The organism is Rummeliibacillus sp. TYF-LIM-RU47 (genome assembly GCF_008638315.1).
In the GTDB taxonomy this organism is placed as follows: Bacteria; Bacillota; Bacilli; order Bacillales_A; family Planococcaceae; genus Rummeliibacillus; species Rummeliibacillus stabekisii.
On record NZ_VVIR01000001.1, the window covers coordinates 1,671,269 to 1,696,668 of the forward strand.

General features: G+C 35.3%; 29 protein-coding genes and 1 pseudogene. 12 read left to right on the forward strand and 18 right to left on the reverse strand.

Going from position 1 to position 25,400, the window contains the following annotated elements:
* Positions 1-159 precede the first annotated feature (159 nt).
* Entirely contained in the window at positions 160-456 is a 297-nt protein-coding gene (locus F0527_RS08400; RefSeq protein WP_150284486.1) for a DUF1033 family protein, read from the reverse strand.
* 270 nt (positions 457-726) lie between these two features.
* On the opposite strand from F0527_RS08400, the gene F0527_RS08405 reads away from it, so the two are divergent.
* From F0527_RS08405 to F0527_RS08415, 3 genes are all read left to right on the forward strand, one after another.
* Positions 727-1,368 (forward strand): 5-bromo-4-chloroindolyl phosphate hydrolysis family protein, encoded by a 642-nt coding sequence (locus F0527_RS08405; RefSeq protein WP_190323416.1) that lies wholly within the window; start codon positions 727-729, stop codon positions 1,366-1,368.
* Between the two features lies 1 nt (position 1,369).
* Entirely contained in the window at positions 1,370-2,551 is a 1,182-nt protein-coding gene (locus tag F0527_RS08410; protein ID WP_150284488.1) for a toxic anion resistance protein, read from the forward strand.
* Between the two features lie 985 nt (positions 2,552-3,536).
* Positions 3,537-4,916 carry a murein hydrolase activator EnvC family protein gene (locus F0527_RS08415; protein ID WP_150284489.1) on the forward strand — a complete coding sequence of 460 codons (1,380 nt, stop codon included), beginning with the start codon at positions 3,537-3,539 and terminating at the stop codon, positions 4,914-4,916.
* A gap of 141 nt (positions 4,917-5,057) precedes the next feature.
* On the opposite strand, the gene F0527_RS08420 is transcribed toward F0527_RS08415, so the two are convergent.
* From F0527_RS08420 to F0527_RS08430, 3 genes are all read right to left on the reverse strand, one after another.
* Positions 5,058-6,959 carry a vWA domain-containing protein gene (locus F0527_RS08420; protein ID WP_150284490.1) on the reverse strand — a complete coding sequence of 634 codons (1,902 nt, stop codon included), beginning with the start codon at positions 6,957-6,959 and terminating at the stop codon, positions 5,058-5,060.
* Between the two features lie 10 nt (positions 6,960-6,969).
* Positions 6,970-7,833 carry an AAA family ATPase gene (locus F0527_RS08425; RefSeq protein WP_150284491.1) on the reverse strand — a complete coding sequence of 288 codons (864 nt, stop codon included), beginning with the start codon at positions 7,831-7,833 and terminating at the stop codon, positions 6,970-6,972.
* A 185-nt stretch (positions 7,834-8,018) separates the two neighbouring features.
* The gene (locus tag F0527_RS08430) at positions 8,019-8,216 is read right to left on the reverse strand and encodes a DUF6501 family protein (RefSeq protein ID WP_066787407.1); all 198 of its coding nucleotides are present in this window, start codon (positions 8,214-8,216) and stop codon (positions 8,019-8,021) included.
* 385 nt (positions 8,217-8,601) lie between these two features.
* Here F0527_RS08430 and F0527_RS08435 point away from each other — a divergent pair, with 385 nt between their 5' ends.
* Positions 8,602-8,892 carry a hypothetical protein gene (locus F0527_RS08435; RefSeq protein ID WP_066787410.1) on the forward strand — a complete coding sequence of 97 codons (291 nt, stop codon included), beginning with the start codon at positions 8,602-8,604 and terminating at the stop codon, positions 8,890-8,892.
* A gap of 120 nt (positions 8,893-9,012) precedes the next feature.
* Here F0527_RS08435 and recQ read toward each other — a convergent pair whose 3' ends face one another.
* Entirely contained in the window at positions 9,013-10,782 is a 1,770-nt protein-coding gene (gene recQ, locus F0527_RS08440) for a DNA helicase RecQ (protein ID WP_150284492.1), read from the reverse strand.
* A gap of 185 nt (positions 10,783-10,967) precedes the next feature.
* On the opposite strand from recQ, the gene F0527_RS08445 reads away from it, so the two are divergent.
* Complete coding sequence (locus tag F0527_RS08445) at positions 10,968-11,882, forward strand: DMT family transporter (RefSeq protein ID WP_150284493.1); 915 nt, start codon at positions 10,968-10,970, stop codon at positions 11,880-11,882.
* Positions 11,883-12,009: 127 nt separating this feature from the next.
* Here F0527_RS08445 and F0527_RS08450 read toward each other — a convergent pair whose 3' ends face one another.
* Positions 12,010-12,648, reverse strand: a complete 639-nt coding sequence (locus tag F0527_RS08450) for an NAD(P)-dependent oxidoreductase (RefSeq protein ID WP_150284494.1) — start codon at positions 12,646-12,648, stop codon at positions 12,010-12,012.
* A gap of 183 nt (positions 12,649-12,831) precedes the next feature.
* On the opposite strand from F0527_RS08450, the gene F0527_RS08455 reads away from it, so the two are divergent.
* A complete protein-coding gene (locus F0527_RS08455) occupies positions 12,832-13,266 on the forward strand; it encodes an Rrf2 family transcriptional regulator (protein WP_150284495.1) in 435 nt (144 codons plus the stop codon).
* Positions 13,267-13,375: 109 nt separating this feature from the next.
* Here F0527_RS08455 and F0527_RS08460 read toward each other — a convergent pair.
* From F0527_RS08460 to F0527_RS08475, 4 genes and pseudogenes are all read right to left on the reverse strand, one after another.
* Positions 13,376-13,896: pseudogene (locus F0527_RS08460) on the reverse strand (P-loop nucleotide/nucleoside kinase family protein).
* A gap of 78 nt (positions 13,897-13,974) precedes the next feature.
* The gene (locus F0527_RS08465; protein WP_150284496.1) at positions 13,975-14,619 is read right to left on the reverse strand and encodes a hypothetical protein; all 645 of its coding nucleotides are present in this window, start codon (positions 14,617-14,619) and stop codon (positions 13,975-13,977) included.
* 153 nt (positions 14,620-14,772) lie between these two features.
* On the reverse strand, positions 14,773-15,111 hold the full coding sequence (locus tag F0527_RS08470) for a hypothetical protein (RefSeq protein WP_150284497.1): 339 nt from the start codon (positions 15,109-15,111) through the stop codon (positions 14,773-14,775).
* 356 nt (positions 15,112-15,467) lie between these two features.
* Positions 15,468-15,878 (reverse strand): hypothetical protein, encoded by a 411-nt coding sequence (locus tag F0527_RS08475; RefSeq protein ID WP_150284498.1) that lies wholly within the window; start codon positions 15,876-15,878, stop codon positions 15,468-15,470.
* Between the two features lie 150 nt (positions 15,879-16,028).
* Here F0527_RS08475 and F0527_RS08480 point away from each other — a divergent pair, with 150 nt between their 5' ends.
* The 5 genes from F0527_RS08480 (at position 16,029) to F0527_RS08495 (ending at position 17,988) form a co-directional block, all read left to right on the forward strand.
* Entirely contained in the window at positions 16,029-16,544 is a 516-nt protein-coding gene (locus F0527_RS08480) for a hypothetical protein (RefSeq protein ID WP_150284499.1), read from the forward strand.
* Positions 16,545-16,635: 91 nt separating this feature from the next.
* Positions 16,636-16,833, forward strand: coding sequence for a twin-arginine translocase TatA/TatE family subunit (gene tatA / locus F0527_RS08485; RefSeq protein ID WP_066787432.1), 198 nt, complete (start codon positions 16,636-16,638; stop codon positions 16,831-16,833).
* A gap of 76 nt (positions 16,834-16,909) precedes the next feature.
* Entirely contained in the window at positions 16,910-17,299 is a 390-nt protein-coding gene (locus F0527_RS17220; RefSeq protein WP_223823544.1) for an MBL fold metallo-hydrolase, read from the forward strand.
* A 62-nt stretch (positions 17,300-17,361) separates the two neighbouring features.
* On the forward strand, positions 17,362-17,772 hold the full coding sequence (locus F0527_RS17225) for a ComEC/Rec2 family competence protein (protein WP_223823545.1): 411 nt from the start codon (positions 17,362-17,364) through the stop codon (positions 17,770-17,772).
* Complete coding sequence (locus F0527_RS08495) at positions 17,773-17,988, forward strand: DUF3006 domain-containing protein (protein ID WP_150284500.1); 216 nt, start codon at positions 17,773-17,775, stop codon at positions 17,986-17,988.
* Between the two features lie 284 nt (positions 17,989-18,272).
* Here the strand turns inward: F0527_RS08495 and F0527_RS08500 are convergent, their stop codons facing one another.
* The 7 genes from F0527_RS08500 to F0527_RS08530 all read right to left on the reverse strand — a co-directional run bounded on the left by F0527_RS08500 (position 18,273) and on the right by F0527_RS08530 (position 23,617).
* Entirely contained in the window at positions 18,273-18,872 is a 600-nt protein-coding gene (locus F0527_RS08500; RefSeq protein WP_190323417.1) for a YdhK family protein, read from the reverse strand.
* Positions 18,873-19,050: 178 nt separating this feature from the next.
* Entirely contained in the window at positions 19,051-19,371 is a 321-nt protein-coding gene (locus F0527_RS08505) for a four-helix bundle copper-binding protein (protein ID WP_150284502.1), read from the reverse strand.
* Positions 19,372-19,484: 113 nt separating this feature from the next.
* The gene (locus F0527_RS08510) at positions 19,485-20,063 is read right to left on the reverse strand and encodes a YdhK family protein (RefSeq protein ID WP_370454652.1); all 579 of its coding nucleotides are present in this window, start codon (positions 20,061-20,063) and stop codon (positions 19,485-19,487) included.
* A 63-nt stretch (positions 20,064-20,126) separates the two neighbouring features.
* On the reverse strand, positions 20,127-21,173 hold the full coding sequence (locus F0527_RS08515) for a sensor histidine kinase (protein WP_190323418.1): 1,047 nt from the start codon (positions 21,171-21,173) through the stop codon (positions 20,127-20,129).
* Positions 21,163-21,831: a response regulator transcription factor gene (locus tag F0527_RS08520; protein ID WP_190323419.1), complete on the reverse strand. Its 669-nt coding sequence runs from the start codon at positions 21,829-21,831 to the stop codon at positions 21,163-21,165. The genes F0527_RS08515 and F0527_RS08520 overlap by 11 nt, the downstream gene beginning before the upstream one ends.
* Before the next feature lie 36 nt (positions 21,832-21,867).
* Positions 21,868-22,539 (reverse strand): reverse transcriptase-like protein, encoded by a 672-nt coding sequence (locus F0527_RS08525; RefSeq protein WP_150284505.1) that lies wholly within the window; start codon positions 22,537-22,539, stop codon positions 21,868-21,870.
* Between the two features lie 112 nt (positions 22,540-22,651).
* Positions 22,652-23,617, reverse strand: a complete 966-nt coding sequence (locus F0527_RS08530) for an NAD(P)H-dependent flavin oxidoreductase (RefSeq protein ID WP_150284506.1) — start codon at positions 23,615-23,617, stop codon at positions 22,652-22,654.
* Between the two features lie 178 nt (positions 23,618-23,795).
* Here F0527_RS08530 and F0527_RS08535 point away from each other — a divergent pair, with 178 nt between their 5' ends.
* Positions 23,796-24,209: a PH domain-containing protein gene (locus F0527_RS08535; RefSeq protein ID WP_066787457.1), complete on the forward strand. Its 414-nt coding sequence runs from the start codon at positions 23,796-23,798 to the stop codon at positions 24,207-24,209.
* 52 nt (positions 24,210-24,261) lie between these two features.
* Here the strand turns inward: F0527_RS08535 and F0527_RS08540 are convergent, their stop codons facing one another.
* Entirely contained in the window at positions 24,262-25,365 is a 1,104-nt protein-coding gene (locus tag F0527_RS08540; RefSeq protein WP_150284507.1) for a 5-methyltetrahydropteroyltriglutamate--homocysteine S-methyltransferase, read from the reverse strand.
* Positions 25,366-25,400 lie beyond the last annotated feature (35 nt).

Consider the following 25,400-nt stretch of genomic DNA (forward strand, 5'->3'; position numbering starts at 1 on the left):
CCTAAAACAAAAATTCACATATTACAGAAAGTACCGAGACAAGCCGATCACTTTTTGTAATATGTGAATGGAAGTTTGCGGTAAATCAATTTCATTTGTTAAATTAAGTATAACACGTTAATTTCCAATGTCAACAATTTTGGTGATTTTTCAAAAAGTTTATAACTTTTTAGTGTGTTGCCCTATTTCTTCCCACACGACCCCGTGGTACGTCTGGATATCTTCATCACAGGCCTCGCAAAATTCAATTTCATCTTCTGACCAAAATGCCCAAAAACGCTCTTTTTTCATCGCTTTAAATGGAAATTTATTCTCAAAATTTGTTAATATTTTTTCCAAATATTTCTTGGCCTCTGCTAAATCATCAAACTCTTTTACTGATTGTATTGTTTGCTCCCAACCATCAAATTGCCACCATGGTTCATAATCTGCTTTCATATAAATAACCTTGTACATGCTTGTCAATCCTTCATTTTTACTTTTTAACAGTTCGTATACATAACAGTAGTCTAAAAAGTTATATTCTCTTCCTTAGGAATATATTTCATTGTATTACGTGAATCGTTGGTTGCCAAAATATTTGCCTAAGCGTTCCCTTTCGCATTTAAGCAACGAATAGATTAAAATAATAGAAACAAATAAATTATAAAACAAATCCTTCGGTGAATAATGAAACTTTCTAATCAATCATTCGTATTTAATATTATGGCAGGAGGAGATAAAATAATGCTTAACTTTAAACAAATAACAATTCGACATATACTTAATATCCTCGTGATGGTTGCAACATGGTCAATTAGCTTATGGTTTGACGTGAATTTTGGAATCAGTACGTTGTTAGGGGTCGTTGGTTATGGGGTATCAAATGTTGTAATAAAATATGTACAGCAGTTTCGATTTCTAAAAAAATGGGGTCTTACCCATTCTGAATATAAACATATCGAAATGCAATTGAGTGAAGCGAACACTGAGCTTCGAAATATTAATCGCTGTTATACAAAGATTCGATCCATTTCTATATTTAAGCAATTGTTAGAAATGAATCGGATGGCAAAAAGAATCATTAATATAGTACGCAAAAACCCAAGGAAGTTTTACCAAGCAGAACAATTTTTCTATGCACATATTCACTCTGCAAGCGAATTAACAGAAAAGTATGCTCTTCTCTCCACACAGCCAATCAAAAGTGCAGATGTACATTTAACATTACAAGAGACACGAGATACATTAGAAAGCTTGAATAACGTGATGCAAGAGGATTTACAGACAGTTCTGGCATCCGATATTGAAGAGCTCAAAATGGAGCTAGATTTTGCAAAACTGAACACAATGCCAAAAGAAAAATTGATGCATCGAGAGGAGAATTAGCATGAAGGATTCACCTTCCAATACTTCACATTCAATAGATGATTTACTTAGCAATCCCTTTGATTTGCAGCCAGAGTCCGCACAAACAAAGGCAATTTCAAATGAAACTAAAAAGACAATGCTCGATACATTGCCAAAAGAAGAGCAAGAAAAAGCAAAGCAACTAGCCGAACAAATTCCAGTTGGAAATTATGAAGCGATTTTAACTTATGGGGCTAACGCACAAACTGAATTGTCGCGTTTCTCTCATCAAATGCTTGATCATGTACAAGGAAAAGATATAGGTCCTGTCGGAGATGTTTTGAAAAGTTTAATGGATAAACTAAATGAATTAGAGCCTGAAGCTTTGCACCAAGAAAAGAAAACAGGCCTCAGAAAATTTTTTAGTCGCGTTTCGCACTCGATTCAAGAACTCATGACAAAATATCAAAAACTGAGCACGCAAATCGATCGCATAGGCATTCAACTCGAACATTCTAAGGCTGGTTTAGTGGAAGATGTTCATATGCTTGACGGATTATATGAGCAAAACAAAACCTATTTTACAGCACTGAATGTTTATATTGCAGCTGCTGAACTTAAAAAAGAAGAAATTATGACTGACCTTCTTCCACAATTAAGACAAAAAGCTGAAAATTCACAAGACCAAATGGATGTACAAGAATACAACGATCTCACTCAATTTGTAGATCGTCTTGAAAAAAGAATTTATGATTTGCAACTGTCACGCCAAATCACTATTCAAACTGCGCCTCAGATCAGAATGATTCAGCAAACAAACCAAACCCTTGCTGAAAAAATACAATCATCCATTATGACGGCAATCCCGTTATGGAAAAATCAAATAGCCATCGCTTTAACGCTTAATAACCAACGCAAAGCTGTGGAAGCACAAAAAGAAGTAACGAAAACAACTAACGATCTGCTACTTAAAAATTCTGAAATGCTAAAAATAAACACTATCGAAACAGCCAAAGAAAACGAACGTGGATTAGTTGAAATCGATACACTCAAGAAAACACAAGAAAATCTTATCTCCACTATAGAAGAAACTCTGCAAATCCAACAGGACGGACGCCAAAAACGGAAAGCAGCCGAAATTGAAATTGCCCGAATGGAAGAAGATTTAAAACAGCGTTTATTAGCAATCCATACAAATCAACAACAAAAAAGAGAAAACTAATTAAGAAAGACCAGATCCAATTAGGGTTTGGTCTTTCTTGCTTTCATTCTACGGTTGTGGGTCTTGCTTCTATATACGGGATAATAAATCATTAAGAATTTTTCTTCAACAAATTTATAATATTCCCTCGGTTCTGCAACAAGCCATACAAAACCCGTTGTCTGACACATAAAACTGGAATTAACTGCCACCCTTTTCGACAAATACCATATAAGTATCGGTTGTTTTAGGATTCTTAAGAACTCTCTTTAGTTCTACTCTTTTTAAAATTTTTATAATAGAGTTCGATTCACTTTCATCAATCTCTATTCTCCTATCTGTTTGCGTATCATATAGTTATTTTGCTTGAACTTTATTAAAATAAACCTCACTTAAAATATCCTTAGGAAAGGATTTTGTTTTACGGAATTCGTGTAATAATCATTGCTAAAACAATAATTAATAAAGCAAATAAACCTAAACTTTCTTCATTTTCCACCTCAGCCCTTAGATTTCTATCCTCTTCTCAAAAAAATTAGGTTCCTTTATTTCTACTTTACCTTCTATCACTTTCTACATAAAAATATAAATTGATGAAGAAAATCTTTAATTCAGCATTCTTATATGACAGATAATACAATTTAAGGGTTGATCTGACCATATATTTAAATAAAACTGTAATGAAAGAAATGGAATATAACAGATATAATTGATTTATTGAAAAAAAAGATCAGAGAAATAGAGGTGAAAATTGGTAGTACTGATTACAAGTTAAGAATAACAGGATGAGATCGTTGTAGATAAAGCATTAAATTTCGAAATGCCCAACGAGAGTAGACTATATTCTTGGTTTTTTGATGTGGGTAAATAGATATTTATTAATAGAGATAAAAAAGCAACATTGTTGCTTTACATCTATGGAACACAATAATTGAATACATCTTGGAATCTTAATGTCGAATAATCAGTTTATTATTTAATTTATTAACTAGAGGTGGGTTACTAATTGAAAGCACAATCACAAAATTTGAACAAAATTATTGCAGCAACATTAGCATTAACTGTAGCAATTCCATCGGTTAGCGCTAGCGCGGAATCGTTCAATGATTTAAAAACACAACAACAAGAATTAAATCAAAAAAAATCAGACTTATCTTCAAATATTAAACGAAAATCTTCAAAAATAAATCAAACTAAATCTAAAATTGCTGTATTCATGAACCAGATTAACAAGCTAAATTCAAAAATAAATAATATGGACCAAAAAATCAATAAAGTCCTCGCAGAAATTGAATCTACAACAAGTTACATAGAAAAACTAAATGCATCAATTACAAAATTAGAAAAAAACATAAAAGAACGTGATGCTTTATTGAAGGATAGAGCTCGCTCTATTCAAGAAAATGGTGGCTCTGTTAGTTACGTAGATGTATTACTAGGTTCTGATAGTTTTGTTGACTTTATAGACAGAATTTCAGCTGTCAATACATTAGTAGCCGCTGATCGTGATATTATAAATGAACAAAAAAATGATAAAAAGAAACTTGAAGAACAAAAAAAAGAACTCAAACAAAAACTTGTTGAACAACAAAATAATCGCGATCAATTAAAAGCATTACGGAATTCATTAGAAAGTCAAAAGAAAAATAAAAATAAAGTGATAGATCGTTTAGAAGCAGAACAAGCTAAATTATTAGCTGGTAAACGGTTAGCTGAAAAGGAATATTCAGAGGCACTAACAATTAGCAAGAAAGTACAAGCAAGTATCGTAAAAGAACAAGCACGTTTAGCAAAAGTAGCTCGTCAGGAAGCTGAAAGAGCTCGTCAAGAAGCTGCAAAAGCCCGTCAAGAGGCTGAAAGAGATCGTCAAGTTAAATCAGCCCGACAAACAAATTCACATGTAAAAAATCCAAGTATTGCAAAAACAGCTTCGGTTTCCAAGCACAGTGAACCAGCAATTTCACCTAATGTATCAAGCGGTACTTGGACTAGACCAACAACTGGCACTATAACTTCTAACTCTGGTGTCCGTGATATTGGTGCAGGTGCTGAAGTCCACTACGGAACAGATATTGCAAATGTACAAGGTACACCAATCGTTGCTGCTGCAGATGGCGTTGTCTTCCGCGCAAGCCCATTATCTACTTATGGGAATGTAATAATGATTACTCACTCAATTGACGGGCACATTTGGACAACCGTATACGGGCATTTAAGCGGTTATAATACAAGTGTTGGACAATCTGTTAAAAAAGGACAAGTAATTGGTTATATGGGTTCTACTGGCCGTTCAACTGGTAGCCACTTACATTTTGAAATGCATAACACATCTTGGCAAGGGCAAAAAGTGGGACTAGTAAATCCTTTACGTTACATTTCATTTTAATGCAGAATTAATGTTGATTTTAACGCCTTAATTCCTAATTCTATGTAATAAAAAAAGGGCTTATTCTAATGAATAGCCCTTTTTTATTTAATTAAAACAATTATATAATCATAGGTGTAAATAAAGATACTTTGCTCTATTTTACTCAGCCGAAATAACAAGCGAAATTAATTTACGAAGTAGCCTGATAGTTATTTCAGTAAACTTTTCTACACTATTAGCTGAAACTGTGTGCGTACCATAAATTGTGTGGAAAAGGTGGAGCTGCTCCTCGCTAGGCATATCTGTGTTTAAAAAGAGATGCAGTACTTGGATACCATGCTTTTCAGCCTCCAGTACGGCCTCTGCCGTATCTTTAATCCCATTTTGTGCATAATCGAATGCAGAAGGCTCACCATCTGAGAAGATCAGCAAGAAGCGGTGCTTTTCATCTCTATTTTTTAACTGCTTCATCATCCAACGGATTGCAAAGCCATCACGGTTGTCTTCATGAGGTTCTAAAGCCATTATAGAAAGACCATTGTCCTTCTGCCCATCCTGTAGCTTATGCAACCATTCAAATGTATTTGGCTGTACCTCCGCTGTTGCTTCATACGCATCTTCATAAAATGAAACGATTTCATGCGTAATTTTCATTTGTCTTAGAACATCATGAAATAACAATACAGCTTTTTTCGTTTCATCCATTTTATCCATCATGGAAGCTGAACCATCAATTAACAATCCGAATACTGCATCGAGCTCTTTTGACTTGGCATTTTTTTGATAGAAGGGCTTTGGATGTTCATCTAATACAAGTGACATTAATTTAGAGGCATTTAGTCTTCCCTTTGTTAAGTGATCTCTCTTTGCGATTTCTTTTTGTGCCATTCTTTTGCGAAATTCCGCAGTCAGTGCTTTTACACTTGGTGATTGTTCCTTTCGCCATACACTTAACATTTCTAAACTTTGAAAGTCTTTAGCAGGCTCTATGCGTTTTTCTTCAAAAATAACATTGGCATTTTGTTCTCCGTACTCTTTCTTTGCTTGCTTTGTTGTTCGCGGAAGTTTTTTTATATCATTAGAATCGTTTTCAAATACCTTGCCCGATGAATCGGACGCACTCCCTACCCCTTCTTCAGAAATCTGATTGCCTTCTTGTCCTTCTTCAGCTTCTATACTCAATGCCTTGCCTGCATTACCGCGCTCTAATTCATATCGTAGATGTACGCCATTCTCTTCCTGTGTTTCTCTGTGCCACGTTCTAAAAAGCTGCTCAATCGTTTCCTTAGCATTGTCTTTATCACCGCATGCTTGTTCTTTCACACCTTTATGTTCATGGAACTTAGCCGCCTCAGGAATGGCATCCATTAATGCATAGTAATCCAGCACAAGGTCTCTTGCCAAATATTCTTCAATAGCAAAAACAGTTCTTACTGCTAATGCTATACTTTGTGTTGTATTTCTGACGTCATAGATTTCTTGGAAGAGAATTAAAACAGGCTGAAATTGATCTGCCACTTCAGATTCAGGCAAACGGATCATACCTTCGTGCGCTGCTAAAAATAAGTAAGAAAGAAAACTATCTGCTATAAAGCCTTTCTGGCTGTTGACTTCAAAACGGTGTTTATGTGATTCAATATAAGCCTTCCGTCGAGTCTCAAAGGCTTGTTTAGTCCCCGGACGCTTCTTTTCAACCACATCCATTAATCGAAATTCTTCAATCATTAAAGCAAGTTGCTTTATTAGCTTTTTATAAGGATGATCCTTGAATTCTTCCTCCATCTCCAACCACACTCGTACATTAAACTCTCTCCAAAAACCAATCGAAAGCAAATAAATATCTGAAAGTCGGCCTAGATGTGTGATTTGCTTGCTACGATGTCGCCAAAAAACACTCATAGCAATTTGTTGCTCCTGCGGCTTTAACTCAATCAATTGACGTTCAGTTAATTGTAATGAGGGTGTATTAGATAAAGCTTTAGAGAGCTGTTCATACTGAAGCATCTGACGGGGATTGATCTGTTCGTTATTAAATTGTATAAACCGACTTAGCTCAGCCACAATTGACCCCTCACTTCATCCATGTTTTCGCTAATTCTAGCACTAATTCTTTCTCGCTTGGATCATCAAGTTTTTCAGCTATTGCGTAGCGAATAGCTCGAAGCGGATCCATATACTGTGCTAGTTCTGTTGCATCGAGCAAGCTTCTTACAGAAGCTGCTTCTTCACTCAACAATCCATTAATGACTTGTTGCTTTAAGTCTTCCGCCAATTGCAACATCAAGATACGTAGATTTTCCGATAAATCAGGAAATCTTTCTTTCCATAATTCCTCAAGCTGTTCTCCGTTTAAATAAGGAATACTAAATGATACAAATCGATTCTTCAGTGCCTCATTCATCGGTGCAGTACCAATATATCCTTCATTGATAGCTGCAATTACACTAAAGTCTGGATGTGCAACAATCACTTCACCGGTAAAAGGATTAGTCAGCATTCTCCGATAATCCAAAACACTATGCAAGATTGGAAGTGTCTCAGCTTTCGCCATATTAATTTCGTCGATATAAAGAAGATGTCCTTCCTTCATCGCTTTAATGACAGGACCTTCTATAAATTCGATAAACGTTTCACCATCTTTTTGTACTATTGTTTTAAAACCAAGCAAGCTTTCAGCATCCAAATCTACAGAACAGTTAATGCTATGCATGGGCTGATGGAAAAAATCTGAAATAGATTCGGCCATTTTAGTTTTTCCAGCACCTGCTGGACCTTTCAGCAAAACTGGCTTTTTTAACGTCACTGTAAATAACACATCAAGCCACAGATGGTCATTAGGGGAAATATATCCTCCCTCGCCAATTAAAAGTAGTTCCTCTTCATTATACTCTCTGTTTTTTCTTTTTTTTCTTTCCTTTTGTATTAATTGCTGCATATCAAAAACCCCTTTCAATATTGTCTTAATGATATAAAAAAACTTTTCGCTTCCTAGAAGGATGCGAAAAGCAGAGTCATGTAGTGATCCGCATATATGTTCTCAAAACCATTTACTCATATCTATGAATTAATGGTTTGAACTGATGCTTCACACCGTTCATTGTAAGAATGTGAAGTGTTTCATTATGCAAAGTAGTCTTTATAGTAACCGCCAACAAGACCTGTATTATCAATAATGAAGTAGAACTCTTCTGTTTCATTTTTCACTTCATACTCTTTACCCACTGTTAAAACATTTGATACTAAGTATTTTTTTGCATCCGTGTTGGTACAACGAATGGTTTTGATAGTTGGTGCATCTTTCCAATTTAAATGAATCATACTATTTATTAGCCCCTTTTAAAAATTTAAAACTTCTATATTTCATAACTGAGATTATCAGCTATACTTCTCCTCCATTTTAAACGATTTTTTACTATTTGTCTTATAAAGCTTATCGTTTATTCTGATTGATGATACAAGCCCTCTCTATATGCTACTATAAGGACAGCATATAATCGGGGGTGTAAGTCATGGTAGCTGGGTTACCTATGTGGTTCTTTGCAGGCGCATTTGCATTTTTTATTATTTTCTTTATCGTCGCCGAATGGATGACTAGAAAATAAATTTCCGTTGTTTAAATTGGATAGTGCCGTGGAATAATGGAGTCATAGAGCTCGGCATGATGCAGGAGGACTTCTGAATTTGCGAAAAGGATGATTTCACGATGAAACTAACCGTTCAAGGAAAAAAGTTCATTACAAACCTAACAAAAGACAACAAATATCATTTGCTACGTTTTTACGCAGTTGCAAACAGGGATGGGCTACAATATGCAGCGGATATTGATACGCCTATTCACACGGATATTATCATGGAGGTAGAAGGCATCCATGTAGCACTTTCCCCCAAGCTACTGCCGATACTGAAAGATAAAATTATTCATTCTGAAACGGTTAATGGTGTGACCGGTATTGTTTTATTAGATGAAGAGCATGCGCATCTGACAACGAATTAAATGTAATTAAAAAAGCCCAAAGCAAATTCTGAAGTCACCAATTTGCTTTGGGCTTTTTGCATGCGTTTTTACTTCTTAAAAAAAATTTGATTCTTCAAAACCCTATATTATTTAAAATCCTCATTGGCTAACCTGGAATGCGGCGATTCTATGCAAGAACAACTCACCGTATTTCTCAAGCTTATTCTCCCCTACACCGGTTACCTCTAAAAATTCTTGCTCATTGCTAGGCATTTTCGCACACATGTCACGCAGTGTTTTATCAGAGAAAATAACAAACGGCGGCACTTGTGCTTCATCAGCCAACTGTTTCCGAAATATCCTTAAATCTTCAAATAAAGGATCATCTACTGAAATGGCCTTGGATACAATAACTGCTTTTCTTGTGACTTTACACTCTCCAAGCAATACATTTTTCCCTTTTTCTGTAACGAAAATGGTTGGCATGCTACCTTGATTTACTGCCAACAGCTCTTCTGCAATCATAAATTCTATAAAATTAGTTGCGTCTTTAATACTCATTTCACTTAACAAACCATATGTCGAGAGTTTGTCAAAGCCAAATTGCCGCATCTTCTGATTCTTCGAGCCGACTAGAACTTGAGCTACCATTGTTTTTCCGAATTTCTGTCCCATTCGGATGACACAAGACAAAATTTTTTGGCAATCCACTGTCACATCTGTTCGTTCCCTTTCGTCTGTACAGTTGCTGCACTTCCCGCAAGCTTCCGCAGAAGAATCACCGAAATAATGGACGATATAATGCTGAAGACAGCTTTCTGTATGACAATAATCTACCATGCTCTGAAGTTTCTGCAATTCACTCGCTATTCGCTCACGATCTTCACTTTGATCAATTAAAAAACGCTGGGTTTGGACATCTTGCGAAGAATATAGCAAAATACATTCACTTGGCAAACCATCCCGTCCTGCTCTTCCTGCCTCTTGGTAATAGCTTTCCATATTTTTCGGCATTTGATAGTGAATAACAAATCGGACATTCGATTTATCGATACCCATTCCGAAAGCATTTGTTGCCACCATAACAGATGCTTCTTCATGCAAGAATCGGTTTTGTTCTGTTTGCCGTAATTGTTCAGATAAACCAGCGTGGTATTTTGCAACAGGAATACCCGCTTTTTTCAGAACCTCATATAAATGATCTACTGTTTTTCGAGTAGCACCATAAATAATGCCATTTTCTGATTGATTCTTTTTCAAAAAGTCTTTAAGATAACGCTCTTTATTCTGTCCGATCATGACTGAAAAACTTAAATTGTCTCGCTCAAATCCTGTCAGTACCGTATTTTCTTTAGGTATGTCCAATTGAGCGCAAATATCTGCTCTTACTGCAGGAGTAGCAGTAGCCGTGAGCGCAGCAAGAGCCGGTTTTTCTTTAAATAAATGTATAAGTCGTCCAATTGCACGGTAGCTTGGCCGAAAATCATGTCCCCATTGTGAAATACAATGTGCTTCATCAATGGCAATAAGTGGCACTGAAAGAGAGGCAAGCAAGTTTCTAAAACTCTCAGACTCTAATCGTTCTGGCGCTATGTATAGAAGCTTATATCGCCCCTCTTTAAGATTCATCATTGTTTCACTGTATTCATAATCATTTAGAGAAGAATTAATATAGGCCGCTTCAATGCCCATTTCTCTCAATGTATCCACTTGATCCTGCATTAATGAGATTAAAGGAGAGATGACAATCGTCGTTCCTTCCATTATCAGCGCTGGTATTTGGTAACAAACCGATTTCCCACCACCTGTTGGCATAACGCATAGGCATGGTTCATTTGATAAAATGGTTTCTATTACTTTTTCCTGCCCTGACCGAAATTGGTTGTAGCCGTAGTAATGTTTTAGATATTCTATTGCCTTTTCTATCATCATGTCGGCTCCTTTTTATACTTAATATTACCCCTATTGTAACATGTCTAGCGTTTAGCTTGGAGGTTTCGTAAAATGAATAATTCCAATCATTTAGCCTTACGAAACAAAAAATTCTTTTCAGATTCTATAATTCCCCGTATAATATTAAAGTTATATATAAAAAAAGAAGGAGCCAATTGTATATGTGGTTTTTATTTTCAATCTTGACTGCTCTAGCATGGGGAGGAGCAGATTTATTTTATAAAAAAGGATCCAATAGCGAAGATCGATTCAGCCATTTGAAAATTGTTGTAATGGTCGGTCTTGTTATGGGTATCCATGCAACCATCTTTTATCTTTATAAAGATATAGACTTCCACCTGTTTGATATGGTTAAATATTTGCCTGTCTCTTTCTTCTATATCGTTTCAATGACTGTTGGCTATGTAGGATTGCGTTATCTTGAACTATCGATTTCATCACCAGTTCAAAACTCCTCTGGTGCCATTACAGCTATTTTACTATTTATATTTTTCCAACAAGACATTGACTGGATTCATATTTTAGGGGTTATTGTTATTACTGTAGGTGTTATTGGAATTGCAGTTGTCGAAAAACATGAGGAAGATAAAATGATGCGCCTAAATCAAGTGAAAGTAGATAAAAAATATCAGCTTGGTTTTATGGCTGTATCATTCCCAATTATTTATGCGCTATTAGATGGGGCCGGCACATTTGCGGATGGTATTTATCTGGATGAATTAAAATTAATGTCTGAGGATACTGCATTGTTAGCATATGAATATACATTCTTTATTTGCGCTGTTTTCGTGTTTATCTATTTAAAATTATTCAAAAAAGTTTCTTTCAATGTATTTAAGGAACGAGATAAAGGATTAGCTGCCATTTTAGAAACAACCGGCCAATTCTTCTATGTCTATGCAATGGGATCATACGCAATCATCGCCGCACCTCTTATTGCTTCTTACAGTATTTTCTCTGTCATTTTGTCTCGTATCTTCTTAAAAGAGAAGTTAACACCAAAGCATTACTTTGTAATTGCTATTGTAATGATTGGTATTATTATTCTTGGCATTGCCGATGCGGATGAGGCTTAGTACAAAGAGATGCTACTGATTTTAATAATAATTTAATAGCTTTATTACATTAAAGAAGAGCATTGAAGTAAATTCAATGCTCTTTTTAATAGAAGCTAGAGGGTATAGATAAATCCATTTGTCGATATTATTCTGCTTCTCCAACAACTGTGAATCGTTCATTTACATGTTGTGGATTTTCAATTTCATCAATTACTGCTATAGCATAGTCTGGATAGCTGATATAACTTTCCCCTTTTGAATTAACTAAGAGATGATCCTTACCTGATTTGTAGGAACCAGTTCTTTTTCCTTCCGCATCAAATACTGCAGAAGGACTAATAAATGTCCATTTAATATTAGAATTTTCCTTTAATTCTTGTAAATTTCGTCCTTGTCCTTTTGCAGTTGGTTTAAATATCTCAGGAAAATCAGGTGTTTCCATTACTGTAACTGTTTTGTTTTCGTCTACATAAAGACTACCAGCTCCACCTACAATTATTGCTCTTGTATTAGTGCCTTTTAGTGCCTCAATTAATGCATGTCCAGCATCCACATGTGCTTGTTCCTCTCCTAAAGCCGCACCAAATGCGTTCACAACTACTTCAAAGTTTTTCAAATCATTAGATGTAAGGTCAAATATAGTTTTCTCAAGAACCTCAATGTTCTTGTCACCAATTTTTGAAGCGTTTCTTATAATAGCAGTCACTTCATGTCCACGACTAATAGCTTCATTTAAAATAAGACTTCCAGCTTTACCATTTGCACCAATAATACCAATTTTCATTTTAAGTACCTCCATAAATAAGTTGTAACCACACCAGTTACTTGTAACCATAATAATTACATTTAAAACATATGTCAACACTTTTATTTTCTTTCTAATCGTTCATTCATTCTTAATATACTTGTAATAAAAAGAATTACAGGTGTATTATTGTGGTACATCTATAAGTAAAGGGTGAAAATATTGTCCATTAGTAGTCGATTTTCAGTAGGCATTCATATATTAGCTCTTATTGCAATCAATAAAAAAGAGAGAAGTACTTCAGAATTCTTAGCAGGTAGTGTAAATACAAATCCAGCTGTCATCAGAAAAATTATGGGCATGCTTAAAACCGCAGGGTTGGTAAATGTCCAACCTGGCATAGCAGGAGCCGAACTCGCAAAGGATCTATCTGCCATTACACTGTTTGATGTTTATAAAGCAGTGAATGTGGTTCAGGAGAAAGAGCTGTTTTCTATACATGACAATCCAAATCCCGAATGTCCAGTAGGAAAGAACATCCAAAGTACAATTGAACCTTTATTTATAACAGCCCAATCAGCAATGGAGAAGGTATTAAATAGTCTTACATTAGAGGATGTAGTGAAGGATATCAATGATAAAGAAAATATCTGTTAAAAAAGCATTCATATGAATGCTTTTCTTTTTTCTATTTCACTTTTGTTATCATTAGATTGACAGCCAAAAAAATATCTATCACTTCTATTATACAAAGAAAGAATTTAATTCATTCGTTAATATAATTAATAACCTTATCCATATAGCTTTCTATAGTTTTGCCAGTATCTACAATCAGGTATTCATAATCAGTTGGCTTTTTGCTACTTTCTAAGGTTTTTTAAAAGCCTCTTCAGAACATATCCCTCTAATTTGACTTGTCATGCTTTCTCGTTTTATTAATCTATAATTAATTTCATTAAAGTTATTAAGGTAGCACTCAATGTATTTATATTTCACGCTATACTTTTTAGACAAACCTATTCCTTTATCAACTATTTCTTTATAAAGGCAGGGGCTATCAAAAATTACATTTTGGCCTTGAGATAAATGAAATTCAATTAAAGACCAATCAATATTGTATGATATCTTACCTGTTTTGACATCAACCGGAATATTCTCTATCGAATTTAATAAAGCAGATTTTACAATGTCATGGTCTATTATGACTGCACCTGTTCTCTTAGCAATTTGTCGAGATAGTGTGGACTTTCCAGAGCCAGGGAAGCCAGACATTTGAATAAAAAACATTATTCAACACCATTTCTTATATTTTTTTATATCAATTACTCATTTGCTTAATACTTCTTAAATCCTCCAAATCTTATCTTAAAAAGCATCTGCAAAAGCACCATAGGGATCTTTCAAAAAGTCTTTTTTATCATTGATTACATTATTAAAATCCATTTCCAAATAGTACATCGCCTTGCTTAGATCATCATAGAAAAATGGGACAAATTCTAAGTCTTTAAAATGGTACACTTCAATTGACTTTTCATTATTTCGATGAGCTTCAAAAATACGATGATTGCCATTGATACAATAAGGCATATTCCCCGTTAAACGCTGACTTTGAAGTATCATGACAGGATTTTTATGATTCGTTTTTATGTTATTCAAATCTTTATTTATATTCCCTTCGTCAACCGAAGCAATAATTTGAGTTGGATTAAAAATTGTTGGGTTGATACCTTCTTTTTTTATAAGCGAAGTAGCACCATCTATATCTAAGGCATATTCAAATATCCCTGTTGGAAACACTGCATACAATGAGAATGTCTCTTGTCCAATTGGATGGACTACCGGGTAAATCTCATCCTTTAGATACTGCCCTACAATTTCATTCCACTTTGAAGCAGTTCTCACTCCATAATTCGATTTATTCTCCATTTCCTGAGTACGCATTTGAAAGTGTTTTAGTGGATTAAAACGCCTTGATGCCTTTTCATAATATTCAATTTGATTTTTAATCAAAGCTCTCTCCCCTACCTCTACAATCTGCTCAATACAATCATTGTTTTCAATACGCTATCAAACGAGCTCCGAATTTATTTTCGTATATTCGTTCTCTTTATTCACTTAAACTCTCCTTAACTATCTTTCTCTCGAAGCTTCTTCCTAGATTATTTAATTACCAGCTGGAGGAATTACACCCGAAATAAGCAAAATAAATAATAGTAACCCGATCAATAAATATAAAATAGAAGCATTAAAAACTGGACCTCTTTTGAACACAAAAGGCTCACTTTTTTGAATATAGCCCGTCTCACCTCGCAATTGAGCCGAACGAATTTCAGAAGCCCTACCTCCACTGCTAGAAAAATAGTAGATGATAATAGTACAAGCCAAACCTATAAAGAACATAACTTCGATGAAACGTACAGAAAATTTATTAGCTGCAAAGAAAGTAATTGCTGCCTCAATGGCGATAGTAACAGTTATAATTAACCAATCCTTTGGTTTCACTCTTTTCCCTCCATATATTTGTAGTTAGTTATAATTTTAACAGATAATTTGATTATTTTTTCACTAATTTAAATATTTTTGATATTAGAGATCATATTGTTTATTTTATCGGTTTCTTTACACAAAAAGAGGCTCAATTTTTTATTTGAGCCTCAATAAAGGGTTTTATCTACTTTCTATTGTTAGGTTTTCTCTTGTAGTATAAGTGAACAAGAATGACAGCCAATGGGGGGAAAACAAACAATACAACATGCGTTATCTTGAAAATAATAAAAGTCACAAATAAACTGATAACTAAACTAACCACATACCAAATCCACATCTTTTTCTACACTCCACTTTTTCTTACTAGTATATCATTCCTTAGCTAGATCAGTTTTTGAGAGTAGCTTTGTAAGAAATTCTTTATCTTCATCTTCTACCTGATAATAAGAATATGGACGCTGATAGTCTGTAAAAAATACGCGGTCTTTTTTTCTATCTATCCATACGGAGTAACTACTCACTACTGAGTTTTGATTATCATCTCTAAATTGAATGTAGTATGGTTTTAAAGTTGCCAATTCCTTTTCTGACATCTTTATACTTCCCCCATTATCAAATAGTTCTTTCCCTTTTTGATATACTTCCTCATCACGTATAGATTTTACTAATTGTAATGTTCCAGTTTTGTCGACTGCGCCTGTTTGGACAGAATGATTGGGTGCCATACAACCAAAAAGCATCAAAATAAAACACATACTGCTCCATTTTAGCCACTTCTCCACATCACCTTCTTCTTAGCTTTTTATCAGCTATTTCCATCTTTCATTATTCTTATGAGTATTTTTCCGATATTCTTTTTTTCAAAACCTTCGGTGCATATGGATATGGCTATATCTGATATGATAGTATTGTTGGAAAAAGGAGGCATATCTATGAAACAAAGTGAACTGCGTAAAAGAATGCTGCGCAATGAAGACAAGTTAAAGTATTTAGATGCAGAATTAAGGGTTATTCAATCTAAGTTTGATATTGAATTCACTCGTTTTCTAAAGAAAATTGGTTTAATTGATTATGATGAGATATTTGAAAACAGGGCAACAATCGGAAAGTTATTTCAGGATTTGCCTGAAAGCAGTCCAATAAAAAAAGCGTATCAAAAACATTTTAAACATCATCTTGCTGAATTATTTTTTAACCTTTCTATTGAAAATGAACGCTTTAAAGTAGAAGTGATGTTAAATAATGACGAATATATTATGCTTGAAGAAGACAAAGAAAAAATAGCTCCATTAATTAATGACATTCATATAGCAATCGAGAAGATACAAACAGAATATATGGCAATCCAGCAAAAGTATGTGGATATGCGTTATGAAGCTATGCTGCCTGCAGACGCATTAATAGAAGAGAAAAAAAGAATTGAACATGAGTTACAACAAATTCAATAAAACTTTTTTCTAGCTGTGTGTTTCATATCTGTCGATTGGGGGTATACTAAAAGCAAGCAATAGCAATTTTATATTAATAGGAGGGTTTCTTATGGGACTAGCTAGTATCGGTGTGCCCGGATTAATCGTTATTCTTATCATTGCATTGATTGTATTCGGACCTTCCAAATTACCTCAAATCGGCAAAGCAGCTGGTGATACTATTCGGGAATTTAAAAACTCAACACAAGATTTACGAGATGAAGTTACTGTCACCAAAAAGACAGACGATGAAAATAAACTAAATTAAGTTATAAAGAGCAAACGTAAGTTTTGCTCTTTTTTAGTTGTGTCATTAAAGTAAAAAGGAAGGAGGAAATGAAAACATGACAAAAAAATATCAACTCTTACTCTACTTTGTACTAGTAGGGTTATTAGTCCTTACCGGGTGCTCGGAATTAACAAAACAGCCAGTAAACGGGAACCCAACTCCCAATCAATTTGATTCTGCTGAACAAGTAAAGGTACATATTTTAGATATTGGCCAAGGAGATGCTATTCTAATTCAATCAACAAAGGAAAACATACTAATTGACGGCGGCAATAAAGGACAAGGTGAAAATGTTATACAATATCTTAAAAAATTTAATGTTAAACAATTGAATGCAGTTATCTCAACTCATCCGGACGCTGACCATATTGGTGGCTTAGCAGATGTTATAGACGCTTTTCCTGTTAAATCCGTCTTTGCTCCTCGTGTAACACATACAACCTAAAAGCAAAACAACTAAAAATACATGTAGCAAAAGAAGGTATATCAATTCCTGTTGAAGAAAATATGCTTAAGCTTCAATTCATTGGTCCTATAAAAGAATATGTACAGAGCGATCTAAACGATTGGAGTGCAGTACTACTCATGCAATACGGCGTAAATAAATTTTTATTTACAGGAGATGCGGAAACAAGAGCCGAAGAAGATATGTTGGCTGCTCATTTGATTCCTAAAGTGGATGTGTTAAAAGTTAGCCATCATGGTGCAAAAGAAGCAACAAATGCTAATTTCTTATCACAAGCAAAGCCAACATATGCTGCCATTAGCATGGGTACAGATAACCGTTATGATCATCCAACATCAGAGGCTCTCAACCGCTTAAAAAAAGCTCATGCTAAAATTTACAGAACAGACGAAGATGGCACAATTACATTTAGCAGTAATGGGAAGAATATAAGTGAAAAGGAGGAAAAATAAGTGCAAAAAGGAATTGTGGATCGATTTGAGGGAGATTTAGCTATCATTGAAATAGATGGAGTAACTGTGGACTACCCTAAAAAAATATTACCAAAGGATGTACAAGTAGGTGATTTATTGATAATCGAGAATGACACTATTTCCATAGATGCCGAAGGAGCTAAACAGTTAAAAACAGAAATTGATAATTTGGCGGACGAATTATTTGAAGAATGATTACTTAGTTGAATGACTTTGGGCGTATATTCAAAAACAAACATGATGGATATTACTTCATTCCATTTTCCCAATACGACTTTTCTTTCAAGAATAACAGAATATAATTGTTTTTTCAGCAAAATATATGATATCATAACATTACATAATGTAAGTAAATATATATCATAAGGAAAAGCGAGGGATGAGCAATCATTTCTCGCTTTTTCATTTGCTCTACTTTTTCATTTACTATTAGTAAACTATAAAATTGTAATTCTATGGTCATTGATTAATAAAAATAGTTATTGTTCTTTCATTAATTCGCTTTCTATTACCCATTTATAGTTTCTTTCTTTCGCTTCTCCTGTAGTCAGTTGATAATTAATCATGTAGACGTTTGTTTTTTTGCCCGAGATAATCCTTGCTCTTGCGCCCCTCATTCCTGGTAAATGATCCGCTTCTAACGTGACATGTTCTCCTGGTTGCAACAGTTTATCGTTCGATTTTTGTATCTCTTCTTGCACAATCCATTTGTAGCCCTTTACTTCTCGAACATCCGATGTTTTTGCATAATCTACCTGGTAAGCTGTTGAATCATAAGCACCCACAACAGTACCTTTTGCTCCTTTCATCCCTTCTTTATGGGTAGCCAATACGGCTACTCGACTACCGACAGGATATGCTGGTGTCGAAGCTTTTTTTATGTTTGGAGGGACAATCCCTGTGTTGTAATCTTCCACATCGGTATTTTCCGTAACGGAATGTTTAGTTTCCATATTTAAATGATCATCAGGAGCTAAATTTATATTTTTGTTTACTTTTTTTGTATCGCTATTGCCACAAGCAGCAAGCACTAAAACTGTCAGTAAAATACACGCTAGTATAAATGGTTTCTTAATCATTTTTTCCTCCCATAATTTTGATATGGGTAGTATGTACATTCATCTATATTTTATTTCTTTCAATAAAAAAACAATGTAAAAAGACGACGAGGATTATTAAACAGAGTTTAATACCTTTGTTTTTATACACAAACAACAAGAAGAGCTAGAGGTACTCTAGCTCTCACTTAAAGGAAAGTTATTTTGCCATACTCCGGCAAGCTTCAGCGCATCGATAGCAAGCCTCTGCACATTCTTGACAGTGTTGATGGTCATGTTTTTTACATTCATTTCCGCATGCTTCACATATTTCCGCACATAGTTTACAGATTTGTGCTACAAATGGACTATTAGATTGCATTGATTTAATTGCAAGGGCACAAATATCAGCACATTCACGGTCCGTTCGAATACACTCCACCATCATTTTTACATTTTCTTCTTTCAAGCACGCATCATAACAACGATTGCATGCTTCCATGCAATCAATACACGCTTGTATACACTCTTCATATGTCATTAAAATTCCTCCTGTAATTAATATAATCTGCACTCATTTTTAGTATTCCCATCTCTTATTATCATAAACACAAAAACCCTCCAACCTTAATTATGATTGGAGAGTTTATCCATCTATTCTTCAGCTAGTTCATCCTCTGTAACCCATTTATGGTTTTTCATTTCTTTGCCTCCAGTTGTCGGCGTATAGTCAACCATATATACAGTTGTATCTTTCGAAGATTCAATAGTTCCTTTTGCACCCTTCATACCTTTCATATGATCTGCTTCTATTGTAACTTCGTCACCCTTTATAAACTTTTTATTGTCCGCATCTTTGATTTCTTGCTGGATGACCCATTTATGATTTTTCACTTCTTTTCCACCATCTGTTGGCTTATAAGAAACAGCATACACTGTTGTATCATATGCTCCAACAATTGTTGCTTTCGCTCCCTCCATTCCAGGCATATGGTTGGTATGCATAATCGCTTTGGAGCCTATTATAAATGTTGGATTTTTAGCTTCTTGCAATCCAGTTGGTACTTCTCCAGAACTAGAGTGATCCATATTCATATGATCGGAATTCGTATTCTGTTGTTCAGTTGTCTTTGCTTGCTCTCCTTTCTTTTGGTCGCCTTGTTGATCATTGCATGCTACTAATGCAAATGCAGTTGTAAGGGATAAGAATCCCATGGTCCATTTTTTATTCAATTTAAATTCCTCCTCTATCTACTTCTATTAACATGTCAAAGATATCGTAAACATATGTAGAAATTATGAAGAAATAGGTAGAGAAATCATAAATGTAGTACCTTTATCTAGTAGACTTTTGACAAAAACTTGTCCACCATGTGCTTCGACTAGCTTTTTCGTGATCGTCATGCCAATTCCAGAACCTTTATAATTATTTTGCCCTCTATAATGTCGTTCAAATAATTTGCTGGATGTTTCTTCGTCCATACCGCTTCCGTTATCTGAGATAATTATTTGAAGTTCATCTTGTGATTTAATCAACAACTGAATAGCAAGAGTCCCTTTTACAGGAAGGTGGAAAAGGGCATTCTTGATGATATTATGCAGGATTTGATTTAAGCGTAATGAATCGACAGAAGCAAAAATACTTTGGTCCAGCGTCAAATTTACTTCTATTTTTTTTTCAAGCAGTTCACTTGCAAGAGATATGACAGCACTCTCTATAATGGGAGCAACCTGATGAAGTTGCTTGTTGATTTTAAAAGTTGGACTATTAATATCATTTAATGTATCCAGCTCACCTACCAGCAGGATAAGGCGATCAATTTCTTCAATACACCCTTCAAGCCTTTTAGGAGTTGCCTTCCATACGCCATCCTCAAAAGCGCTCAAATAACTCTTAACGGATGCTAAAGGATTACGAATTTCGTGGGCTAAATCTTGTGTCATTTCTTTTCGCCGAACCTCATAAACACTCAATGTTTTATCTAATGTTTTCAAGGACTGTCCTAATTGGCCAATCTGATCATCAATAGTATAGGTAATATTCAAATCTCTTTTCCCTTTGACTAACTGTAAAGCAAAATGATTCAGCTCTTGAATTGGCTTAGTCAAAGTCCGAGCTATGAAAAAACTGGATACCAAAATAATGATAAACAACAAACCGATTGACCAGACAGCTGTTTCAGCAAGCGCCATGTCAAAATGATGAATAACTTCTTCTGCATCTTTAAGTTTTAACATCATTAAATGTTCATGGCCTTTATATAACAGGATAGCAGTGATTATAAGAAGCATTGTTAATGAAAATGCAGCAATAATTAAGGCGATTCTTATATTAAATTTCATGCCCATCCGCCATTTCGTTCATCTTGTAACCAATACCAAAAACTGTTTGTATATAGTCATTGTTCAGCTTTTTACGGAGATTTTTTATATGCTGGTCAACAACACGCGGATTATTCTCTTGTACACCACCAACCATTTTGTACAGTAAATCATCCCGGCTATATACCTTTTTAGGATTTTCAGCAAGCAAGCATAAAATCGTTGCTTCATGCTGTGTTAGTTGTATCATTTCCTCCTGTCTCTTAACTGTATTCAATTCTTTAAGAATAGTTAGGTCTCCAAATCTAATCACATCTTGCTGTGTTTTTAAGGGAAGCAGTCTTTCAGCCCTAATCAGTATCTCTTTTGGATGAAATGGTTTTACCACATAGTCATCTGCACCACTGTTAAAGCCGTTCACCTTATCTTCAATTGATATTTTGGCTGTCAGCATGATGACGGGTATTTGATAGTTCAATTTGGCATACCGACAGATTTCTTCCCCATCTATATCCGGTAGCATTAAATCTAAAATAATCATATCAAGCGGTATACTGTCCATAATCTCAATAGCCTGTTCTCCTGTATTCGCTACATAGGTTTGATCTCCGTTCCTTTCAAAATAAGATGTTAAGACATCTGTTATTTTTTCTTCATCATCTATTATTAAAACTTTCAAGCTACTCACTCTTTTTCTTAATGTTTGTTTTTATGATTAATCGCTTTCTAATACATATTCTACTTGTGCGGCAATTTCAATGCCTTGCAATGCTTGTGAAGCAAGTCGATCTGCTTCTCCATTCATTTTGCGTGATATATGTTCATACTCTGCCTCAATGCCTAGTTTTTTTAACGCTGCATCTATACGATCTGTAAAACTTAGTAAATTCGGTTCGAGTACTGCCCATTCACCACTCATTTGATTGATTACGACTTGTGAATCTCCCAAAAAGCGTACATTCATATGATGTACATTTAAAAGTTCCAATTCGATAATGCTCAAATGTAGCGCTGCATACTCTGCCTCATTGTTTGATTTATGACCAACAGCCTGTACGTTTCTTCGCAGTCGTTTTTGTTTGCCATTTTGTTCAAAGTAGATAGCACAACCAAGTCCCGAAACCGCAGTTTTTAAATCATATCCGCCGTCAAAATACACTGTAATATTGTGTGGCTCCTCTTCAATTTCTTTCAAATAGCGTTTTAACTCTTTCATTGTCCATGTACTACCATGTGGGTCTATCAACAGTAAATTTTTAATACGTCCTGTTTTCTCAATATCTTCTGCCATTTTAAGTGCTTTACCAGCTTCCATTTGATCAGAGCGAAAGACTGTCTCCATACCACCACGTGGAATTTTGTAAGTCCATTCGATTGTAATTTTCATTGTAACCTCCATCATTTTATCTTTTTAAGCCTATTGTCACCAATATACAGATTAATTATGATATAGCAGCTCACCTAACACAAAAAGCCTCTAATAAAGAGGCTGCAATAGGCTACTCGCCTAAAATTCGTGCTAATCGTTTTTGCCCGCTCACTGCTGTTTCTATCACCTCGTCAAATAGTTGAGCGACAGACGGCACATGATCAATCAAACCAATTACTTGGCCAGCCCAGCCAAAACCACTTTCTTGCTCGCCATCATAAATATATTTGCAATTCGCTTCACCACTAATCATTTCTTTCAAATCTTCATAAGTTGCTCCGCTTTCTTCTTTTTGAAGTATTTTTTCTGTGAAAGGAGATTTAATGGTGCGAGCAGGAGCACCAAGTGACCGCTTGATTACGACAGTATCTGTTTCTTTTCCGTGAATAATCGCTTGCTTATACACTTCACTTGCATGGACGCATTCTTTAGTGGCGATAAAACGTGTACCCATTTCAATACCTTCAGCACCAAGCGAGAGGCCTGCAAGCAATCCTCTACCATCGCCAATACCGCCACTAGCAAGAACAGGAATAGATACGGATTCAACAACGCGCGGTACAAGAACTATTGTGCCAATATCTTCGCGTCCTAAATGGCCGCCACCTTCTTGACCAACTGCCATCAATATATCTGCTCCTAGTTCTTCCGCTTTCTGAGCTTGCCTTACTCCTGAAACCAAGACTAGAGTGCGAATATCTTCATTTTTAACGCGTTTTAACACTGGTGCTGGATTACCACCTGTAATAGAAATAGCAGGTACTTTCTCTTCAATTGCGGTTTCTAAAAGCTCTTCATATGCATTTTGATGTTTTGAAATAGCGAAGTTGACGCCAAAAGGACGATCTGTTAATGTACGCACTTTTCGGATTTCATCTCGAAGTTTTTCCTTAGATCCCAAAGTAGCGGCTGTAATCTGTCCGAGACCGCCAGCATTTGAAACCGCAGCGCATAAATCGGCGTAAGCCAAATAAGCAAGGCCACCTTGGACAATGGGATACTTAATACCAAGAATCTCGGTTACTCGTGTTTTCAATTTGGACACCCCCATGTATTGTATGTATCTTTCTATTAGTATAAGGGAATGCAAAGAATTTTCATATTATTGGAACTAAAATAGAATGAAATGCGGGTCTACATTTGATAAAGTAATATAAAGAATTAATTTCCATATATGAATGTTTTAAAAATAAATTAGCGAAAGGATTTATCAGATGTATTACCCATCTAAAAAAGATTTATGGCAATACCCTTTATATTGGGGTACAATCATTGCTTGTTTCGCACCTCTTGTTGCAGGAAGGGATTATGTAGTCCTTGTTTTTACTGTACCGTTAGCAATTTTGCTCATATGGGGTTGGTTTTGTACAGGATATAAAGTTAATCAAAGCTACCTGATTATTCGAAATGGCCCCTTCAAAAAGAAAGTTCCTATCAAAGAGATTAAAACAATTTCTAAAACCAAAAATCTGCTTGCTGCCCCTGCCCTTTCAATAGATCGATTGGAGATCATTTATGACGCAGACAATAAAATGGCACTTGCATCTCCAAAGGAGCAGCTGCAATTTTTAGCTACTCTAAAAAGTATTAACCCTAAAATTGAATTAGACTCCAAGCTAAATCAGTAAAGCCATCTATGAATCAAAATAAGGAACAGCTTTACTAGCTGTTCCCAATACCTTAGCCCCAAATCTCTTTTGATATATCAACAATAAACTTTAATTTTGCCCATTGTTCTTCTTCCGTTAGAATATTACCATGATGGGTTGAAGCGAACCCACACTGCGGGCTAATACATAGCTGCTCGAGTGGTACAAATTGTGTTGCCTCTTCTACACGAGCTTTGATGTTTTCCTTGTCTTCCAACTCGCCAAATTTTGAAGTAAATACTCCAAGCACTACTTGCGGCCCTCCCTTTGGAATATAGGTTAGTGGTGTGAAGTCGCCAGAACGATTGTCATCATATTCTAAGAAAAATCCGTCCACTTTTTCATTTGCGAACAAAGTTGGAGCAATTTTAGCATAACTTCCTTCAAATGCCCATTTTGAACGATAATTCCCCCGGCATAAGTGTGTCGTTACTATTAAATCTTCCGGTTTGCCTTCTAACACTCCATTTGCTACCCGAAGCGCAAGGTTAATCAATTCTTCACGTGAATATCCACTGTCGTTAAATGGAATATTCTCAGCATTCAGTCCCGCAATATAGACATCATCCAGTTGCAAATAACGACAACCTGCTTCATAGAAGGCTTGGATTGCATCCCGGTAAGTTTGGATTATATCGCTCGCATATTCCTCGATATCTGGATAAATGTCAAGGTTTCTAATGCCAGCATTGAATAATTGGTTTGGGCTCGGTATCGTTTGTTTTGGAATTGCCCGATCTCCTACAATTTCTTTGAACTCTAGAAAATCTTGAATATGCGGATGATTTGAGTTAAAAGAAATCTTTCCGTTATTACGAACATCATATTTTTCTGTTTCTTCTCCTTTAAATTGGAAGCCGTATTCTGGGACATATCCTTCAACACCATTTAAATGTTCAAGAAAATCTGTATGCCAAAATCTACGTCGAAACTCTCCATCAGTTACTGCTTGTAAACCGACATCAATCTGTTTGTCCACCGCTTTTTTGATCTCTTCCGTCTCAATCTGATGTAATTGTTCTGCGGATATGTTACCTTCTTGATAGTCCTTACGTGCTTGGTGAATGCTTTCTGGTCTTAATAAACTACCTACATGATCAGCTCTAAATGGTGCTTTTACTAACGTCTTTGTCATCAAAATCTCTCCCTTAGTTTCATTTAGTTAATTGA